This window comes from Candidatus Sodalis pierantonius str. SOPE (assembly GCF_000517405.1).
GTDB classification, from domain to species: Bacteria; Pseudomonadota; Gammaproteobacteria; order Enterobacterales; family Enterobacteriaceae; genus Sodalis_C; species Sodalis_C pierantonii.
Genome location: NZ_CP006568.1, coordinates 342987 through 359985, shown reverse-complemented (window position 1 = coordinate 359985; position 16999 = coordinate 342987). Strand labels below are relative to the sequence as shown.

Genomic DNA, 16999 nt, shown 5'->3' with positions numbered 1-16999 from the left:
AGATGAAAGGTATCGTTCTGGCGGGCGGCAGCGGCAGCCGCCTCTATCCGATCACCCGCGGGATTTCCAAACAACTGTTGCCCGTGTACGACAAACCGATGATCTATTATCCGCTGTCGGTGCTGATGCTGGCGGGGATCCGCGACATCCTGATTATCACCACCCCGGAAGAAATGCCGTTATTCAAGCGGCTGCTCGGCGCGGGCGAGGCGTTCGGTATTCGTCTGACCTATGCCGCCCAGCCCAGTTCCGAGGGGATAGCGCAGGCGTTTCTGATTGGCGAAAGCTTTATCGGCGACGACCGCTGCTGTCTGGTGCTTGGCGACAATATCTATTTTGGTCAGGGCTTTAGCCCCAAACTGCGGCAGGTGGCCGCGCGCGAGCAGGGCGCGACGCTGTTCGCCTATCAGGTGATGGATCCCGAGCGGTTCGGCGTGGTGGCGTTCGATGACGATTTCCGCGCCGTCGCGCTGGAGGAAAAACCGGCCCATCCCCGCTCCCGCTGGGCGGTAACCGGTCTCTATTTCTATGATCGCCAGGTGGTAGAGTTCGCGAGACGGGTTACGCCTTCGGCGCGCGGAGAGCTGGAGATTACCTCGATAAACCAGATGTATCTGGAGCAGGGCGGGCTGCACGTCGAGCTGCTGGGGCGCGGTTTCGCATGGTTGGATACCGGCACCCATGACAGCCTGATAGAGGCCAGTACCTTTGTGCAGACGGTCGAGAAGCGCCAGGGGTTTAAAATCGCCTGCCTGGAAGAAATCGGCTGGCGCAACGGCTGGCTCGATGATGACGGTGCGCGGCGAGCGGCGCAGGCGCTGGCGAAAACCGGCTATGGCCAATACTTGATGGATCTGCTCCATGTCCGCCCGCGCCAGTATTGACCTCCTGGCCTGGGAGAGCGAGTTTTTCGGCCGCCGCCTGGGCCGCGTCGTGTTTGACGACGCCGCGCCGCGTTTGACCCCGTCGGCGCTGACGGGATTTGCGCTGGTGCAGGCGAAAGTGGCGGCGCAGGCCACGGCACAAATGGATGCGCTTAGCGCCATCGGTTTTCGGCCGGTGGAAGGCGAAATGGACTGCTGTTATACCCTGCCGGCCTGCGCCGGCGGCGCGCCGGTCGCGGGTGCTGCGGCGCTGCCGGCGGCGGAAATGCGGCTGGCGGGGGAGGCGGATATTTCCGCGCTGCGCGTGCTGGCGGCGCAGACGTTGGTGCAAAGCCGCTTTCGGGCGCCGTGGTTCAGCGACGAAGAGCGCCAGCGCTTTTACGCGCAGTGGGTGGAAAACGCCGTACGGGGCAGTTTTGATCACCTCTGCCTGGTGGCGCAGGAGCCCGACGATATTTCGGGGCTGGTAACGCTCCGGGATATCGGGGGGCACGCGGCGCGTATCGGCCTGCTGGCGGTGTCTCCCGCCGCCCGCGGTCGCGGCACGGGCAAATTGCTGTGCCGCGCGGCGCTGGGCTGGTGCCGCAGCCGCGGCTTCCGACAATTGTGGGTGGCGACGCAAACCGCCAACCTGCCGGCGCTGCGGCTTTATTTGGCGAGCGGCGCACGGGTAGTGCATGCCGCGCATTGGTTATACCGAGAACCTCATGATTCCATTTAACGCGCCACCGGTGGTCGGCACCGAATTGGGCTTTATGCAGACCGCGATGGGCAGCGGCAAGCTGTGCGGCGACGGCGGGTTTACCCAGCGCTGCCAACACTGGCTCCAGCAGCGTTTCGGCAGCGCGAAGGTGTTGCTGACGCCTTCCTGCACCGCCTCGCTGGAGATGGCGGCTATTCTGCTGGATATCCGCCCCGGCGATGAAGTAATTATGCCGAGCTATACCTTCGTGTCCACCGCCAACGCCTTTGTGCTGCGCGGCGCGACGATTGTCTTCGTCGATATCCGCCAGGACACGATGAACATGGATGAGGCGCTGATAGAAGTGGCGATCACGCCCAAAACCCGCGCTATCGTGCCGGTTCATTATGCCGGCGTGGCCTGTGAAATGGATACCATCATGGCGATCGCCGAGCGGCACCGCTTGTGGGTGGTGGAAGACGCCGCGCAGGGGGTCATGGCGACGTATAAAGGGCGCGCCCTCGGCACTCTCGGCCATATCGGCTGCTTTAGTTTCCACGAAACCAAAAACTATACCGCCGGCGGTGAGGGCGGCGCGACGCTCATTAACGATGCGGCCCTCGTTGAGCGGGCGGAAATCGTCCGCGAAAAGGGCACCAACCGCAGCCAATTTTTCCGTGGACAGGTGGATAAGTATACCTGGCGCGATATTGGTTCCAGCTATCTCATGGCGGATATTCAGGCCGCCTATCTATGGGCACAGCTGGAGGCGGCGGACATCATCAATCAACGGCGCCTGGCGCTGTGGCATTGTTACGCGTCTGCGCTGGCGTCGTTGGACGGTTTGACGCTGCCGACGGTGCCGGCCACCTGTTTGCACAATGCCCACATGTTCTATGTCAAGTTGCGGGATATCGACGATCGCGACGGTTTCATCCGCCATTTGAAAGCGGCGGATATCTTGTCCGTCTTTCATTACATTCCGCTGCACGATAGCCCGGCGGGGCGCCGCTTTGGTCGGTTCCACGGCAGCGATCGCCATACTCAGCGCGAAAGTCAGCGCCTGGTGCGTTTGCCGCTGTTTTACAATCTGAGCGACGACGATCAGCAGCGCGTCATTGACGCGATATACGGCTACTTCAACTGATATGTCGCTGGCGAACGCATCCGTCTGGACCGCGCTATCCACGCTTATCAAAATCGGCTCCGGTCTGCTGGTGGTGAAGGTGCTGGCGGTGGCGTTCGGTCCCGACGGCGTGGGGCAGGCGGGGAATTTTCGCCAATTGGTCACGGTGCTGGGCGTCCTGTCCGGCGCTGGCATCTTCAACGGAATGACCAAACTGGTAGCGCAGCATCAGCATCAACCGGATCGGCTGCGCGCGGCGCTGGGCACCGGCTCGGCGATGGTCCTTGCTTCCTCGCTGCTGCTGGCGGCGGTGTTTGTTTTTGCCGCCGATCCGGTCAGCCGCGCTCTGTTCGGCCATGAGCGGTATCGGGATGCCGTCGTGGCGCTGGCGGTTATCCAGCTGGGGATCGCCTGCGCCAACCTGGGGCTGGCGATTTTAAAAGGGTATCGGGACGCCACCGGCAATGCGTTAGCCATCAGTGTCGGCAGCCTGCTTGGCGTCGCCGCCTTTTTTGTCTGCTACCGGCTGGGCGGCTATGCGGGCGCTCTGGCCGGGCTGGCGCTGTTGCCGGCGATGGCGCTGCTGCCGGTGCTGTTCATGTTGTGCTACCAGCGCCATCTGCCGCTCTCATTCTTGCTGCCCGCCTGGGACGGCGGCTATGCCGCGCTGCTGGCCAAGTTCACCGTCATGGCGCTTATCACCGCGGTGACCCTGCCGGTGGCCTATGTGATGATGCGTAATTTGCTGGCCCGTACGGAGGGTTGGGCGGCGGTGGGGATTTGGCAGGGCGTCAGCAGTATTTCGGACTCCTATTTGCAGTTTATCACCGCCTCGTTTACCATTTATTTATTGCCCACGCTGTCACGATTAAATGATAAGCGGTCGGTAGCGCGTGAAATCGCGCGTGCGCTGCGCTTTGTGCTGCCGGCGGTGGCGACGGTCAGCCTGACGCTTTGGCTATTGCGGGACGTAGCGATCCGGCTGTTGTTTTCCGCCGAATTCAGCGCCATGAGCGGGCTGTTTGCCTGGCAACTGGTGGGGGATGTCCTGAAGGTGGGCGCCTATGTTTTTGGCTACCTGGTGGTGGCCCGTGCCGTGCTGCGCGTTTATCTCTTGGCTGAAATAAGTCAGTTTGTGCTGCTGACCGGCTTTTCCCATTGGCTTATTCCGCGCCACGGCGCGCTGGGCGCGACCCAGGCCTATATGGCCACCTATATCGTTTATTTCGCGCTGTGCAGCGGTGTATTCCTACTTTATCTCAGGAAAAAATGAGCAATTTGATACATGTGCTGGGATCCGATATCCCCCATCATAATCTGACGGTGCTGCGTTTCTTCAATGATACGCTGGCGGCAATCTACCCGCCGGCGCAGACCCGGCGATTTATGGTGGTCGCCCCGGACGGCGCGCCATTTTCCGGCTACGATCAGCTGGATATCGAGCGTTTTGACAGTAAGCGGGCACTGACCAAAGCGCTGGTGCACCGCGCCGCCGCGGCGCCGGACGAACGTTATTTTCTGCACGGCCAATTCAATCCCTCGCTCTGGCTGGCGATGCTGGCGGGCAAAATCTGCCCTGCGCGTATAAGCTGGCACGTATGGGGCGCGGATCTGTATGAGGAATCGCGCCGCCTGCGCCACCGGCTGTTCTATTTGCTGCGCCGCCGTGCCCAGGGGCGGGTCGGTCATGTCTTCGCCACCCGCGGCGATCTGGCCTGCTATCGCCAGCGGCATCCGTCGGTGCCGGCTTCGCTGCTCTATTTCCCTACCCGGCTGGCCGCGGATATCGTGCGGGTGGCGCCAGCGGAGGTAGGCAACCGGCCGCTAACGCTGCTGGTGGGCAATTCCGGGGATCCCTCCAACCGCCATTGCCAGGCGCTGCGCGCCATTCATCATCAATTCGGCAGCGCGGTCAAGATCATCGTGCCGATGGGCTATCCCGCCGGCAACGATACCTATATCGCCACGGTGCGCGCGGAAAGCGAGCGCTGCTTCCCCGAGGGACAGGTGCGGATCCTCACCGAACCGCTGGCCTTTAACGATTATCTCGCGCTGTTGCAGGAATGCGACGCTGGCTATTTCCTCTTCCAGCGCCAGCAGGGCATCGGCACGCTGAGCCTGCTGATTCAGTTGGGCCTGCCATTCGTACTTAGCCGGCACAATCCGTTCTGCCAGGATTTGGTCGCGCAGCAGGTGCCGGTGCTGTATGAGGAGGACTCGCTCGACCCCGCCCTTATCCGCGAAACGCAGCGGCGCATGCTGGCGCAGGATCCGGCGCGTATCGCCTTTTTCTACCCGAATATCCTGTATGGCTGGGCGTCAGGCGTTGTCCATTGCCGCGGGGGTACCGCTATGACGCTGGCGCAGTTCGGCGGCCTGCTGGTGGTCTATTTGCTGTCGTTGGCGCTGGTTCTGTCACTAATCTACCAGGAATTCCGGCGGGTCAGGTTTAATTTCAATGTTTTCTTTTCGGTGTTATACCTGCTGACGTTCTATCTCGGTTTTCCCTTTACTTGTCTGCTGGTGTACCGCTATGGCGTCGAGGTGGTGCCGGTGGAAAACCTGCTGGAATCGCTGCTGGCGGCGACCGCCTTCTATGGCATCTACTATGTCAGCTACAGAACCCGGTTGTTCGCCCGCCCGCGCGGCCCGCGGCCGCCCTGGTTCAGCATCAGCCGTACCGAGATCCATTTACTGTGGCTGCTGCTGGCGCTCATCGCCGTGGCAACGGTGATGGTGTTTTTCATCCATAACGGTTTTTTGCTGTTCCGGTTGCATGCCTATAGCCAGATCTTTTCCAGCGATGTCTACGGCGTCGCGCTAAAGCGTTTTTTTTATTTCTTCATTCCCGCAATGCTGCTGATCTATTTCCTGAACCCTACCCGGCGCAGCTGGATAATCTTTCTTATCGCCACGGTTGCCTTCGGTATTTTCACCTATATCGTGGTGGGCGGCACGCGCGCCAATATCATTATTGCCTTCGCGCTGTTTTTGTTCATCGGTATCCAGCGCGGCTGGATCACCTTGTGGATGCTGGCGGGCGCCGGCGTAGTGGCGATCGCGGGCATGTTCTGGCTGGCGTTGAAACGCTACGGGCTGAATGTCAGCGGCGATGAAGCGTTCTATACTTTTCTCTATCTAACGCGCGACACCTTCTCGCCCTGGGAAAACCTGGCGCTGCTGCTGCAAAACTATGGACACATAGATTTTCAGGGTCTAGCACCTATCGTTCGTGATTTTTATGTCTTCATTCCCGGCTGGCTGTGGCCGGATCGGCCTTCGCTGGTGCTGAATACGGCGAATTATTTTACCTGGGAAGTGCTGAACAACCATTCAGGCCTGGCGATTTCACCCACGCTTATCGGTTCGCTGATTGTGATGGGCGGCGTCGGGTTCATCCCGCTGGGCGCTATCGTGGTCGGGCTTATCATCAAGGGGTTCGACACGCTCTATGAGCGCGGCACGGCGGCGGGCGATCGCTACCGCGCCTCGTTCTTGCAATCCTTTTGTTTTGGTGCGGTATTCAACATGATAGTCCTGGCGCGTGAAGGATTGGATGCGTTTGTATCACGGGTGGTGTTTTTCTGCCAGGTGTTCGGGCTGTGTTTAATCGCAGCTAAACTGTTGTTCTTGCTGTTCCGTCACGCGGAGCTGATACGGCCGCGCAGCGCCAGATTGAACGGCCACCCGCCGTGCCGTAACCGATTACCCCCCATGGGAAGAATATAATGCATAATAACGACGGGGTTCCCCATTATCAAATTCGTGGCCTGGCCCTCTGGGGGTTTCGCGACCGGGAGGAATTTATCGATTATTTGTTTGCCGGCGGACGGCTGAAAACCGGCACCCTGGTGGCGATTAACGCTGAAAAAGTCCTGAGAGCCGAGCGAGATGCGGCGCTGAAACAGCTGCTTGACGAAGCGGAATATAAGTATGCCGACGGCATCAGCATCGTACGTTCCATTCGCCGCAAATATCGCCATGCCGAGGTAAGCCGTATCGCGGGCGCGGATTTATGGGAAGATCTCATGGCGCGCGCCGGCAGGGAAGGCGTGTCGGTATTTTTGCTGGGCGGCCGTCCGGTGGTGCTGATGCAGACCGAAGCGCAGCTGCGCGCGCGCTGGAATGTGAACATCGTCGGCCGGCAAGACGGCTATTTCACCGCCGACGCGCAACCGGCGCTGATAGAACGCATCCGCGCCAGCGGGGCCGCTATCGTCACTGTTGCCATGGGTTCGCCGCGCCAGGAGCAATTGATGCAGGCATGCCGGCGGGTATATCCCGTGGCGCTGTATATGGGCGTAGGGGGCACTTATGACGTGTTTACCGGCCACGTCAAGCGCGCGCCCAAGGTGTGGCAGGATTTGGGGCTGGAGTGGCTTTGCCGGCTGTTAAGCCAGCCGTCGCGCCTGCAGCGTCAGCTTAAACTTCTGCGTTACTTGGGCTATCATATCAGCGGACGCCTATAGCGGGCGAAGGGGGAAGGGCAGGGCGGCGACGCAAGTGAGCAAAGGGTAACCAAACGCATCATTTCTTTGAAAAACCACTAGACAGCCGGCGCGTAAATCCGTACTATCCCCACCCGCAACGGCGCTACGCGCCCGTAGCTCAGCTGGATAGAGCGCTGCCCTCCGGAGGCAGAGGTCTCAGGTTCGAATCCTGTCGGGCGCACCATCACGTTTGTGCGTAGAGTCGTGGTAAGTCCTATGCTGCGTTGCGATAGTAATCAGTAATGGTGATTGTAGCTCAGTTGGTAGAGCCCTGGATTGTGATTCCAGTTGTCGTGGGTTCGAGTCCCATCAGTCACCCCATTATCAGTGGGCATGCGAAGGTGGCGGAATTGGTAGACGCGCTAGCTTCAGGTGCTAGTGTCTTAACGGACGTGAGGGTTCAAGTCCCTCTCTTCGCACCACATCCTTGAATTTTGTCAGCATTACCTGCCCGTTGGCACCCCGCTTGAGTTTGTTCCAGAGGCCTACGCGGCGTATCACCTCGGCGAGTAGCGCAGCTTGGTAGCGCAACTGGTTTGGGGCCAGTGGGTCGGAGGTTCGAATCCTCTCTCGCCGACCATATTCTCAAAAATCTTGTTGCGCGATATCCAGACAAGGTCGTAAAAGACAACAGCAAGTCATGATGATTTGCTGTTTTTTTTGCCCCCATGCCCTCATGCTCCCGCTGCTCAGCCCTGTTTTGATGTTGACTCCTGTGGAACCGCGATCGGAGGCGGGAATGCTAAGGCTCTTCATGCCGCCAGCACTGCGGTGAAGACAGGATTAAACGTTCTCAAAAGGGCCGTGCGTTATGACACGACATCACCTTGTCTTTACCAACAGCGATGTACCACGGTTTCTTTGTGAGGATGAGGGGAATAAATCCCGCTAAAATGACCTGTTTGCATAATGGTCTTAAGCCAGCAAAAGCGAATCAGCTTTCACTTATAAAGACAGAAATGAGACGCTGAAAACCCGATCCCCGTAATTGTTGCTGTAAAAAGAGCGGCGTTTTATGTTGTAGTGAAATCAATAATAAGCCTTAATAAATAAAAAGCCATGAATTTACGTGTTTTAGTAATAAAGATAAAAATGTGCAAAAAAGGTTATTGCTTAATTAAAAATAAGAAGCGCATCACATATCAACGTAAACATGGCATGCTATAATAGTATAAAACATTATCAGGTTTATTATTTTCTTAGTTGAACGCAGAATTTAAAATTACTTAATTATACAAAGTTTATTAATATCATTTATGAATAAATGATGGCACTGATGTTAGCCGTAGAGAAAGTGAATATCGCTGCTAACGCAGGCAGGGTCAGTAGACCAATGTACAGGGAGAAAAGAATATGGAAAGGATTCTCGTTACAGGCGGAGCGGGCTATATTGATACACATCTAGTTGAACTCCTTCTTTCTCAGGGACATAGGGTTCGCGTTATTGATAATGGAACCTTCGGGATGTCCGGGTTACGCCCCTTTTATGGGTTAAGCCATTTCGAGATGCAACAAGGGGACATTCAGGTTACCGCGCATCTCCGAAAGGCGGTCGTCAATATTGACAAAATTGTTCATCTGGCCGGGATTGTCGGTAATCCGGCGTGATCTTTTGACAAGGAAATTTGTAACGAAGTCAACGTGGTCGCGACCCAAAAGCTATTCGACGTGGCGGCAAAAGAAAAGGTCAAACATATTCTCTTTGCCTCAAGCTGTAGCGTGTACGGTTATGGCGAGGATGTTTTTACTGAGCGGTCAAAGCTGAATCCAGTGGACTATTATTCAGAAACAAAAATCCAGGGTGAGGCCATCGCCCAGGCTTACAAAGAGGATATGGCCGTCACGATATGCAGGTTCGCAACCGTCTTTGGCGCCTCAAGGAGAATGCGGTTTGATTTAGCCGTCAATGGTATGACCGCTAATGCGGTTAACAGAAGGGAATGCATCATTCATGGCGGGCAACAATGGCGGCCGTTTATCCATTGCAGAGATGTGGCTCGAGCCATAGCAATCGCTTTGGCAGTGCCAAACGAAAAAATCAGCGGGGATATTTACAATGTCGGTGATGACAAACTAAACATTAACCTGTCTGGGCTGGGAAAGGTGATCTGCTCCTGCATACCGGGCATTGTCGTGAAAAGTGACGCATCCATTACAGATAATCGAAGTTATAAAGTGGCCTTTGCAAGTATCAGGAATAAGTTAGGGTTTGCTGCTGAGCATGACCTTAAGAAAGGCATAAAGGAGATCGAGATGCTGGTGAAAAGCCATTTAATTCCTGACCCTAACTTAAACATATACAGCAATGTTAAAACCCTGGAACATAACCTGATCGTCAGGGGGCTGCCATGAAAGGTAAACCCGCTATTCTGTATGGGGTGAAAGCCTATTCGCAAGGAATACCCTTCTTGAAACCTTATATTCCTTCTATTGCGACTATAAAAGAGAGCATAGCGGAAATTTTAGCCTCCGGAATGCTTACCAAAGAGAAATATTTACAGGCATACGAAGACAAGGCAAAAGCGTATAGCGAGGACGCACAAATGAATGTCGTTGCGGTATCGTCGGCGACCATTGGCCTGACGCTTACCTTGCAAGCGCTTGGCATAACGGGGGACGTCTTGGTGCCGTCGTTTACATTTTGTGCATCTGCTAATGCGATTGTACAAACCGGGGCTAAACCGGTGTTTGTTGATTGCTGTCCGGATACATATAATATAAGCATTAGCGCTCTCGCGCAAAAAATAACCAACCAGACTGAAGCGATACTTGCGGTCCATGTCTTTGGTGTGCCTGCGGATTGCCTGGCGCTCGAAAAGCTAGCTAAAGCACATAATATCAAGCTCATATTCGATGCGGCCCACGGCATGGGATCTACATTGGATAACATCAAGATTGGTCGTTTCGGTGACGCTGAAGTATTCAGCACCACCCCAATGAAAACGCTGGTTACTGGTGAGGGTGGACTAATCTTTACCCGCGACGCGGTGTTAGCGCAAAGATTGAGAACGTATCGAGAGTATGGCAATCTAGGCGATTATGATTGTACCTATGTAGGCACGAATGGACGACTTAACGAAATAAGCTGTCTGATGGGGGTCACTTCGTTCGATTTATTGCCGGAAAATATCAGATTACACAATGCAGCCGCTAATGCCTATACGCAGAGATTGAAATCGGTTCCCGGTATCAGCCTACAGCATATCCCTAACAATGTTGTGAGCGCTTTGTTGAATAAATCCGAAATTTGTGACGACTTCCTCCCTATCAGGGCGATTGTTACATGATGCGGACGCTGTTTGGCATTCCTAACAACGTGATCCGGTTAAGCGCTTTGACCATTGCCATAGCCTCACCTACCTGCGCGTCATAGTCATGCAGACTCAGATGACCACCCAGAAGTATTTTAAACCGGAACATGGCCGTTTCAGCCAGTGAACGCCGGTGATAACCTACTTTCTTTTTCCAGGTATCGTTATTGCCGCTCAGATGCTGATTTGCCACCGCATGGTTACGCTCATGGTATCGAGCTGGCCAATATTGCGCACCACTTCGCGGTGGGATAAGCGGCTTTATTTTTTTCCTCAGCAGAGCATCATGACAGTAACGCGTATCGTAAGCACTGTCAGCCGACGCTTCCCTGATTTTCCGGTGGGTTTGGTTAATCAGCCCGGGCAGCGCCTGCGCATCTGTCGTACCGCTTAGCGATAAATCGGCACAGATAATTTCATGTGTCGCGCTATCTACTGCCAGATGAAGCTTGCGCCATACTCTGCGCCTCTCAGCCCCATGCTGCCTGACTTTCCATTCGCCTTCGCCGAAGATTTTCAGGCCGGTGCCATCGATGACCAGGTGTGAGATTTCGCCGCGGGTTGGCGTTTTTATGCTGATGTCGACGGTTTTTGCTCGCCGGCTGACCAGAGAGTAATCTGGGCAGCGCAGCGACAGCCCCATCAGTTTAAAAATCGAGTCAACGAAACCCTGTAACGCCCGGAGCGAAAGGTTAAACACGCGCTTTATCATCAGAACCGTGGTAATGGCCATATCGGTGTAGTGAAGCGGCCGGCCACGATGTTCAGGTGGTGTACTCTCAGTCCATGCAGCAATGGCTGACTCATCAAGCCATACTGTCAGGTCCCCCCGCTGCCTGAGCGCATTGTTATATGCGGGCCAGTTGGTGATTTTAAACTTTTGCTTTGCCATGGGGACCTGATGTTGAAACGAATGTAGTGATCAGAGCCGCCAGTCACCTAAAAGTTCGATTTATTCAACAAAGCCTGTTGTGAGTACCTATAAGGATTTTTCTATCCAGGTGGATAAACAACTTTTTGGCTGTGATAGGGACGTTTTGGAGGCAGCTTTATGTGCCGAGGGCATACCAACAAGGCGCTATTTCTTTCCCGTGGTACATAAAATGAAAGCCTATAAGGAATTCAACGCAACCGTATTGCCCGTGAGTGAAAATATCGCTGCAACTATTTTTTGTCTACCTATCTATCCTTTATTGCCATTGAATGATATTGCGGTAATATCATCAGCAATAGCGAAAATACAGCGCCAAGCGCACCGAATTGCAAATTACATTGACGGAAGTTGATAATGAGCAGATATGTAAAAGACATAAGAGCCATGATCGGTCACCGGCCTTTATTATTGGCGGGGTCGAATGTCATCATTCTGGATGAAAGAGGCGATATTTTATTACAACAAAGATTGAATGGCTATCGAGGTTTGCCGGAAGGGTTGCTTGAGCTGGGTGAGTCATTAGAAGAGACCGCGCGACGCGAAGTGTTGGAAGAAACGGGACTGACGGCGCTTTGTTGAATAAATCCGAAATTTGTGACGACTTCCTCCCTATCAGGGCGATTGTTACATGATGCGGACGCTGTTTGGCATTCCTAACAGTGTGATCCGGTTAAGTGCTTTAACCATTGCCATTGCCTCACCTACCTGCGCGTCATAGTCATGCAGACTCAGATGACCACCCAGAAGTGTTTTAAACCGGAACATGGCCGTTTCAGCCAGTGAACGCCGGTGATAACCTACTTTCTTTTTCCAGGTATCGTTATTGCCGCTCAGATGGGCGCTGTTGCAGGTTCCGATCGTAATCCGCACCACCGAGAATATGATGCGCCTGGTTCCCGATACGCTGCGCGAAGCGGCTTACGCGTTGAGTACCCCGAAGTGGAAAATGATTTCCGCCATCACCATGAAAGCCTCCTTGTCCGGCATTTTGACCGGGGTGCTGCTGGCGGTGGCGCGCATCGCCGGCGAAATCGCGCCGCTGTTGTTTACGTCGTTGTCCAATCAATTCTGGAGCACCGACCTAATGCAGCCTATCGTTAATCTACCGGTCACGATTTTCAAATTTGCCATGAGTCCGTTTGTGGAATGGCAACAGTTGGCCTGGGCCGGGGTATTGATCATTACCCTGTGCGTGCTGCTGCTGAATATTATCGCCCGGACGGTGTTTGCCAGGAAAAACCATTAAGCGCCGTCGGCGGTTGTCGCCGAGGGCAGGAGAGAAGTATGAACCCGATTCACCCCGCCGGTGACAGTAAGCTGCAGGTCAGGGATCTCAATTTTTATTACGGTAAATATCATGCGCTGAAGAACATCAGCCTCAATATTAAACGTAATCAGGTCACGGCATTTATCGGGCCGTCCGGCGGCGGTAAATCCACGCTGTTGCGCACGTCCAATAAAATGTATCAGCTTTATCCCGAGCAGCGTGCGCAGGGTGAAATCATGCTCGACGGCCAAAATATTCTGGCCGATACCGGCGATGTGTCGCTGTTGCGCGCCCGGGTGGGAATGGTCTTTCAAAAGCCAACGCTCTTCCCGATGTCGATTTATGACAATATCGCCTTCGGCGTACGGTTATTCGAGAAACTCTCTAGCGCGGAGATGGATGAACGGGTGCAATGGTCACAGACCAAGGCGGCGCTGTGGAACGAAACGCGCGACAAGCTGCATCAAAGCGGTTATAGCCTCTCGGGAGGCCAGCAGCAGCGTCTTTGCATCGCGCGCGGTATCGCTATCCGTCCTGATGTGTTGCTGCTGGATGAGCCCTGTTCGGCGCTGGATCCGATTTCGACCGGGCGTATCGAGGAACTGATTTCCGAACTGAAAACCGACTATACGCTGGTCATCGTAACGCATAATATGCAACAGGCGGCGCGCTGCTCCGATTACACGGTGTTTATGTACTTGGGCGATGGGCGGGCTGGTGGAACAGCAGTTGACCGACGCCATCAGCGCCATGCATAACCAGGACGGAGAGCTGGCCCGGCGCGTGATCGCGGGCGATGCCAGGGTGAATATGATCGAAGTGACTGAGATCTTCAGGGGTTTTGAGATTTTTGGCCAGTTCGTTAGCCAGAGCCTGCAACTGTTTTTCGTCTATAAATTAACCTGTTTTTGATGTTGGATTGAACATATCAAAATCAGGCAAATACACAAATTTCTAAACAGGCTCTTCGGTGACCGTCCAGGCGTTCACCGAACTCGATAATAAAGCGGCTCATTGCCATGCGCCAGTCCCTCAAAGGCATTGTCCATTTCTGTGAGGCCGCCTGTATCGCCAGCCACACCACCTTTTTCACTGCGTCGTCGGTCGGGAACACCTTGCGCTTTTTGATGGCATGCCGGATCACGCTGTTTAACGACTCGATGGCGTTGGTCGTGTAGATCACCTTGCGGATGTCCGTTGGGTAGGCAAAGAACGTGGCCAGATTGGCCCAGTTTGCCTGCCAGCTTCGACTTATTTGCGGGTAGCGGATGTCCCAGGCACTGGAGAATGCTTCCAGCGCCTGCAAGCCGGCTTCTTCCGTAGGGGCCTGATAGATAGCTTTCAGGTCGCGGGTGACGGCCTTGTAGTCCTTCCAGGAGACGAACCGCAGGCTGTTGCGCACCATATGCACGATACACAGCTGGAGCCGCGCCTCCGGATACACCGCGTTAATAGTGTCAGGGAAACCTTTCAGCCCGTCTACGCAGGCGATAAGGATATCGTTCAGGCCGCGGTTTTTCAGCTCTGTCAGCACGTTCAGCCAGAACTTTGCGCCTTCATTTTCGGCCAGCCACATACCTAGCAACTCTTTCTGGCCTTCGATGTTGATGCCCAGCGCCAGGAACACAGATTTGTTGATGATGCGGCTGTCCTGCCGGACTTTTAGAACGATACAGTCAAGATAAACAATGGGATAGACTGCATCCAGAGGCCGGTTTTGCCATTCAACAACCTGCTCCATGACCGCATCGGTGACCTTTGAAACCAGCGCCGGCGAGACATAGGCGTCATACAGCTCTTTGAACGCGGCGGCGATCTCGCGGGTGGTCATCCCTTTGGCGTACAACGATAAAATCTGGTTATCCATCCCGGTAATCCGGGTCTGGTTCTTCTTCACCAGTTGCGGTTCAAAGGAACCGTCACGATCGCGCGGAGTACGCAGCGCCAGCGGGCCATCGCCAGTGGTAACGGTTTTTGTGGAATAGCCGTTGCGGGCGTTGGTCCCCGGTTTAGGCTGATTTTTATCGTAGCCGAGGTGATGGGTCATTTCGGCATTGAGAGCTGCTTCGACGCTGATTTTTTTCAGCAGCCGATCGAAGTGACTGAGATCTTCAGGGGTTTTGAGATTTTTGGCCAGTTCGTTAGCCAGAGCCTGCAACTGTTTTTCGTCCATAAATTAACCTGTTTTTGATGTTGGATTGAACATATCAAAATCAGGCAAATACACAAATTTCTAAACAGGCTCAAAGTAGGTTATCACCGGCGTTCACTGGCTGAAACGGCCATGTTCCGGTTTAAAACACTTCTGGGTGGTCATCTGAGTCTGCATGACTATGACGCGCAGGTAGGTGAGGCTATGGCAATGGTTAAAGCACTTAACCGGATCACACTGTTAGGAATGCCAAACAGCGTCCGCATCATGTAACAATCGCCCTGATAGGGAGGAAGTCGTCACAAATTTCGGATTTATTCAACAAAGCGTCTGTAAGCATAAGATAGCAGTCCCTCCGGTACCGTTTATGTACCGTCAAAATGGCTCAATTTTGATAAAAATACGATCCATTGAACGGCCTTAGAGTACTTCATAAAAATCAGTACCGTCAAATATACCGTCAAAAATAGTGGGCTGCACAGAATAGAAAAAGATAGTACATAAAGAAAACCCCGCCGATACACTTGGTGTTCGCGGGTTTTATCAATAGATTAAAAATGTTTAAACAGTGCTGTTAACAATTATCCAGAAGTGTACCGGGAATAAACCATTCGGGGCGTGAATTGAGTAAATCCTGGACCGGCATCGCCTTTTTACCCGCTGGCTGCAACTGCGTGAGCGTTAGCATGCCCTGGCCGGTGGCGATGTGAATGCCGGCCTTGTCCACGGCCACAATCGTGCCTGGCGCACATGACGCCGTCTGCCGGGCGTCTACGCTGGCGGCCCAAACTTTGATTGGCTGCCCCGACAGCGGAAAATAGCTGATGGGCCAGGGGTTGAAGGCGCGGATACAGCGCTCAAGCTGCGCCGCGGGCAGGCGCCAGTCGAGCTGGGCTTCGTCTTTGCTGGGTTTGTCCGCATAGGTCGCGAGCGCGTTGTCTTGTGGCTCGGCTGCGGCGCGACCGGCGGCAAGCTGCTCAAGCGTGGACAATAGGGCGTCTGGCCCGATTTGCGCCAATTTGTCATACAGCGAGGCACTGGTGTCGTTGGGCTCAATAACACAGGTCGCCTTATGCAGCATGGCGCCGGTATCAAGGCCGGCATCTATCTGCATGATCGTTACGCCGGTTCGGTCGTCGCCGGCCCACAATGCTCGCTGAATCGGTGCCGCCCCGCGCCATCGCGGTAATAGCGACCCATGAACGTTGATGCAGCCAAGGCGCGGCAGGTCCAGGACCGCCTGAGGCAGGATCAGGCCATAGGCCACCACCACCATGATATCCGCCTTCAATGCGGCCACCCACCCTTGCCCTTCGGGTTTGCGCAGCGAAGAAGGTTGAAATACCGGGAGGCTATGCCGCTCCGCCAACTGCTTGACCGGGCTGGGCGTCAATCGGTTGCCGCGTCCGGCGGGCCGGTCCGGCTGGGTGAAAACGCCGACCACCTGATGTTGGGCGCGAATCAGCGCGTCCAAATGGCGCACGGCAAAATCCGGCGTACCGGCGAAGATAATACGTAAAGAGTCGGACACGATGATTCCTATGGCGTTTGGGTTACTTTTCCGCCCGCGCGGTCATACGCGCCAGTTTTTCCATTTTTTGACGAATGCGCTGACGTTTTAGCGGCGAGAGATAATCAACAAACAGCTTGCCGACCAGATGATCCATCTCGTGCTGGATACAGATTGCCAGCAGATCGTCCGTCTCCAGCTCGAAGCTGTTACCGTCGCGATCCAGCGCCCGCACTTTCACCTTCTCCGCCCGCGGTACGAAGCCTCGCTGATCGGGAATCGACAGACAGCCTTCATCAATGCCGGTTTCGCCGCTTTTTTCCAGCAGTTCGGGATTGATCAGCACCAGGCGCTGATCGCGGTTTTCCGAGACATCAATAACGATGATCCGCTGGTGGATATCAACCTGGGTGGCGGCCAGGCCGATCCCCTCCTCGGCGTACATCGTCTCAAACATATCATCCACTATGCGGCGGATGGCGTCATTGACGTCGGCGACAGGTTTGGCGACTTTGCGCAACCGCTCGTCGGGATAATGTAATACCTGCAATAATGACATAGTGGTCTGAATCTGCATCTGAGTATGAAAACGATATTTACCCTTATTCTAGACATTTCCGGGGCTGATTGACAGCATTGGACG

The 16999-nt window shown here is 54.8% G+C and carries 13 protein-coding genes, 4 tRNA genes and 7 pseudogenes; 19 read left to right on the top strand and 5 right to left on the bottom strand.

Going from position 1 to position 16999, the window contains the following annotated elements; all coding sequences use genetic code 11:
- Positions 1-2: 2 nt before the first annotated feature.
- From rfbA to SOPEG_RS01870, 13 genes and pseudogenes are all read left to right on the top strand, one after another.
- Positions 3-884 carry a glucose-1-phosphate thymidylyltransferase RfbA gene (rfbA, locus tag SOPEG_RS01930; protein ID WP_025244109.1) on the top strand — a complete coding sequence of 294 codons (882 nt, stop codon included), beginning with the start codon at positions 3-5 and terminating at the stop codon, positions 882-884.
- Complete coding sequence (rffC, locus tag SOPEG_RS01925; protein WP_025244108.1) at positions 862-1605, top strand: dTDP-4-amino-4,6-dideoxy-D-galactose acyltransferase; 744 nt, start codon at positions 862-864, stop codon at positions 1603-1605. The genes rfbA and rffC overlap by 23 nt, the downstream gene beginning before the upstream one ends.
- The gene (gene rffA, locus SOPEG_RS01920; protein ID WP_025244107.1) at positions 1592-2713 is read left to right on the top strand and encodes a dTDP-4-amino-4,6-dideoxygalactose transaminase; all 1122 of its coding nucleotides are present in this window, start codon (positions 1592-1594) and stop codon (positions 2711-2713) included. Before rffC ends, rffA begins: the two co-directional genes overlap by 14 nt.
- Before the next feature lies 1 nt (position 2714).
- Complete coding sequence (gene wzxE / locus SOPEG_RS01915) at positions 2715-3965, top strand: lipid III flippase WzxE (RefSeq protein ID WP_025244106.1); 1251 nt, start codon at positions 2715-2717, stop codon at positions 3963-3965.
- A pseudogene (locus tag SOPEG_RS29055) lies at positions 3962-5005 on the top strand (TDP-N-acetylfucosamine:lipid II N-acetylfucosaminyltransferase); the annotation flags it as partial. The gene wzxE and the pseudogene SOPEG_RS29055, both read left to right, overlap by 4 nt.
- A gap of 39 nt (positions 5006-5044) precedes the next feature.
- Entirely contained in the window at positions 5045-6421 is a 1377-nt protein-coding gene (wzyE, locus tag SOPEG_RS29050) for an ECA oligosaccharide polymerase (protein WP_025244105.1), read from the top strand.
- Complete coding sequence (gene wecG, locus SOPEG_RS01905) at positions 6421-7161, top strand: lipopolysaccharide N-acetylmannosaminouronosyltransferase (RefSeq protein WP_025244104.1); 741 nt, start codon at positions 6421-6423, stop codon at positions 7159-7161. Before wzyE ends, wecG begins: the two co-directional genes overlap by 1 nt.
- Before the next feature lie 128 nt (positions 7162-7289).
- A tRNA-Arg gene (locus SOPEG_RS01900) sits at positions 7290-7366 on the top strand.
- Positions 7367-7427: 61 nt separating this feature from the next.
- A tRNA-His gene (locus SOPEG_RS01895) sits at positions 7428-7503 on the top strand.
- Between the two features lie 14 nt (positions 7504-7517).
- Positions 7518-7604: transfer RNA gene (locus SOPEG_RS01890), tRNA-Leu, on the top strand.
- An 81-nt stretch (positions 7605-7685) separates the two neighbouring features.
- Positions 7686-7762: transfer RNA gene (locus SOPEG_RS01885), tRNA-Pro, on the top strand.
- A gap of 773 nt (positions 7763-8535) precedes the next feature.
- A pseudogene (locus tag SOPEG_RS01875) lies at positions 8536-9534 on the top strand (NAD-dependent epimerase/dehydratase family protein).
- Positions 9531-10469 (top strand): DegT/DnrJ/EryC1/StrS family aminotransferase, encoded by a 939-nt coding sequence (locus SOPEG_RS01870; protein WP_025244101.1) that lies wholly within the window; start codon positions 9531-9533, stop codon positions 10467-10469. Before SOPEG_RS01875 ends, SOPEG_RS01870 begins: the two are co-directional and overlap by 4 nt.
- Here SOPEG_RS01870 and SOPEG_RS01865 read toward each other — a convergent pair.
- Entirely contained in the window at positions 10462-11385 is a 924-nt protein-coding gene (locus SOPEG_RS01865; protein WP_025243834.1) for an IS5-like element ISSoEn1 family transposase, read from the bottom strand. The two genes, SOPEG_RS01870 and SOPEG_RS01865, sit on opposite strands and share 8 nt — an antisense overlap.
- A 79-nt stretch (positions 11386-11464) precedes the next feature.
- Here SOPEG_RS01865 and SOPEG_RS01860 point away from each other — a divergent pair, with 79 nt between their 5' ends.
- Both SOPEG_RS01860 and SOPEG_RS01855 read left to right on the top strand, forming a co-directional pair.
- Positions 11465-11779: a DegT/DnrJ/EryC1/StrS family aminotransferase gene (locus tag SOPEG_RS01860; protein ID WP_038468070.1), complete on the top strand. Its 315-nt coding sequence runs from the start codon at positions 11465-11467 to the stop codon at positions 11777-11779.
- A gap of 2 nt (positions 11780-11781) precedes the next feature.
- Entirely contained in the window at positions 11782-12006 is a 225-nt protein-coding gene (locus SOPEG_RS01855) for an NUDIX domain-containing protein (RefSeq protein ID WP_081742897.1), read from the top strand.
- Between the two features lie 45 nt (positions 12007-12051).
- Here the strand turns inward: SOPEG_RS01855 and SOPEG_RS26970 are convergent.
- Positions 12052-12264 (bottom strand): annotated as a pseudogene (locus SOPEG_RS26970) (IS5/IS1182 family transposase); the annotation flags it as partial.
- A gap of 1 nt (position 12265) precedes the next feature.
- Between SOPEG_RS26970 and SOPEG_RS01845 the strand changes: the two are divergent.
- The 3 pseudogenes from SOPEG_RS01845 to SOPEG_RS23815 all read left to right on the top strand — a co-directional run.
- A pseudogene (locus tag SOPEG_RS01845) lies at positions 12266-12673 on the top strand (ABC transporter permease subunit); the annotation flags it as partial.
- A 38-nt stretch (positions 12674-12711) separates the two neighbouring features.
- A pseudogene (locus tag SOPEG_RS01840) lies at positions 12712-13401 on the top strand (phosphate ABC transporter ATP-binding protein); the annotation flags it as partial.
- Positions 13400-13516: pseudogene (locus tag SOPEG_RS23815) on the top strand (PhoU domain-containing protein); the annotation flags it as partial. The pseudogenes SOPEG_RS01840 and SOPEG_RS23815, both read left to right, overlap by 2 nt.
- A 112-nt stretch (positions 13517-13628) precedes the next feature.
- Here SOPEG_RS23815 and SOPEG_RS01835 read toward each other — a convergent pair.
- A complete protein-coding gene (locus SOPEG_RS01835; protein WP_025244098.1) occupies positions 13629-14867 on the bottom strand; it encodes an IS256-like element ISSoEn2 family transposase in 1239 nt (412 codons plus the stop codon).
- Positions 14868-14939: 72 nt separating this feature from the next.
- On the opposite strand from SOPEG_RS01835, the pseudogene SOPEG_RS26965 reads away from it, so the two are divergent.
- Positions 14940-15119 (top strand): annotated as a pseudogene (locus SOPEG_RS26965) (IS5/IS1182 family transposase); the annotation flags it as partial.
- A gap of 301 nt (positions 15120-15420) precedes the next feature.
- Here SOPEG_RS26965 and fmt read toward each other — a convergent pair.
- Together fmt and def are read right to left on the bottom strand one after the other, a co-directional pair.
- Complete coding sequence (gene fmt / locus SOPEG_RS01825) at positions 15421-16377, bottom strand: methionyl-tRNA formyltransferase (protein ID WP_025244097.1); 957 nt, start codon at positions 16375-16377, stop codon at positions 15421-15423.
- Positions 16378-16399: 22 nt separating this feature from the next.
- Positions 16400-16915, bottom strand: a complete 516-nt coding sequence (def, locus tag SOPEG_RS01820) for a peptide deformylase (RefSeq protein ID WP_025244096.1) — start codon at positions 16913-16915, stop codon at positions 16400-16402.
- Positions 16916-16999 lie beyond the last annotated feature (84 nt).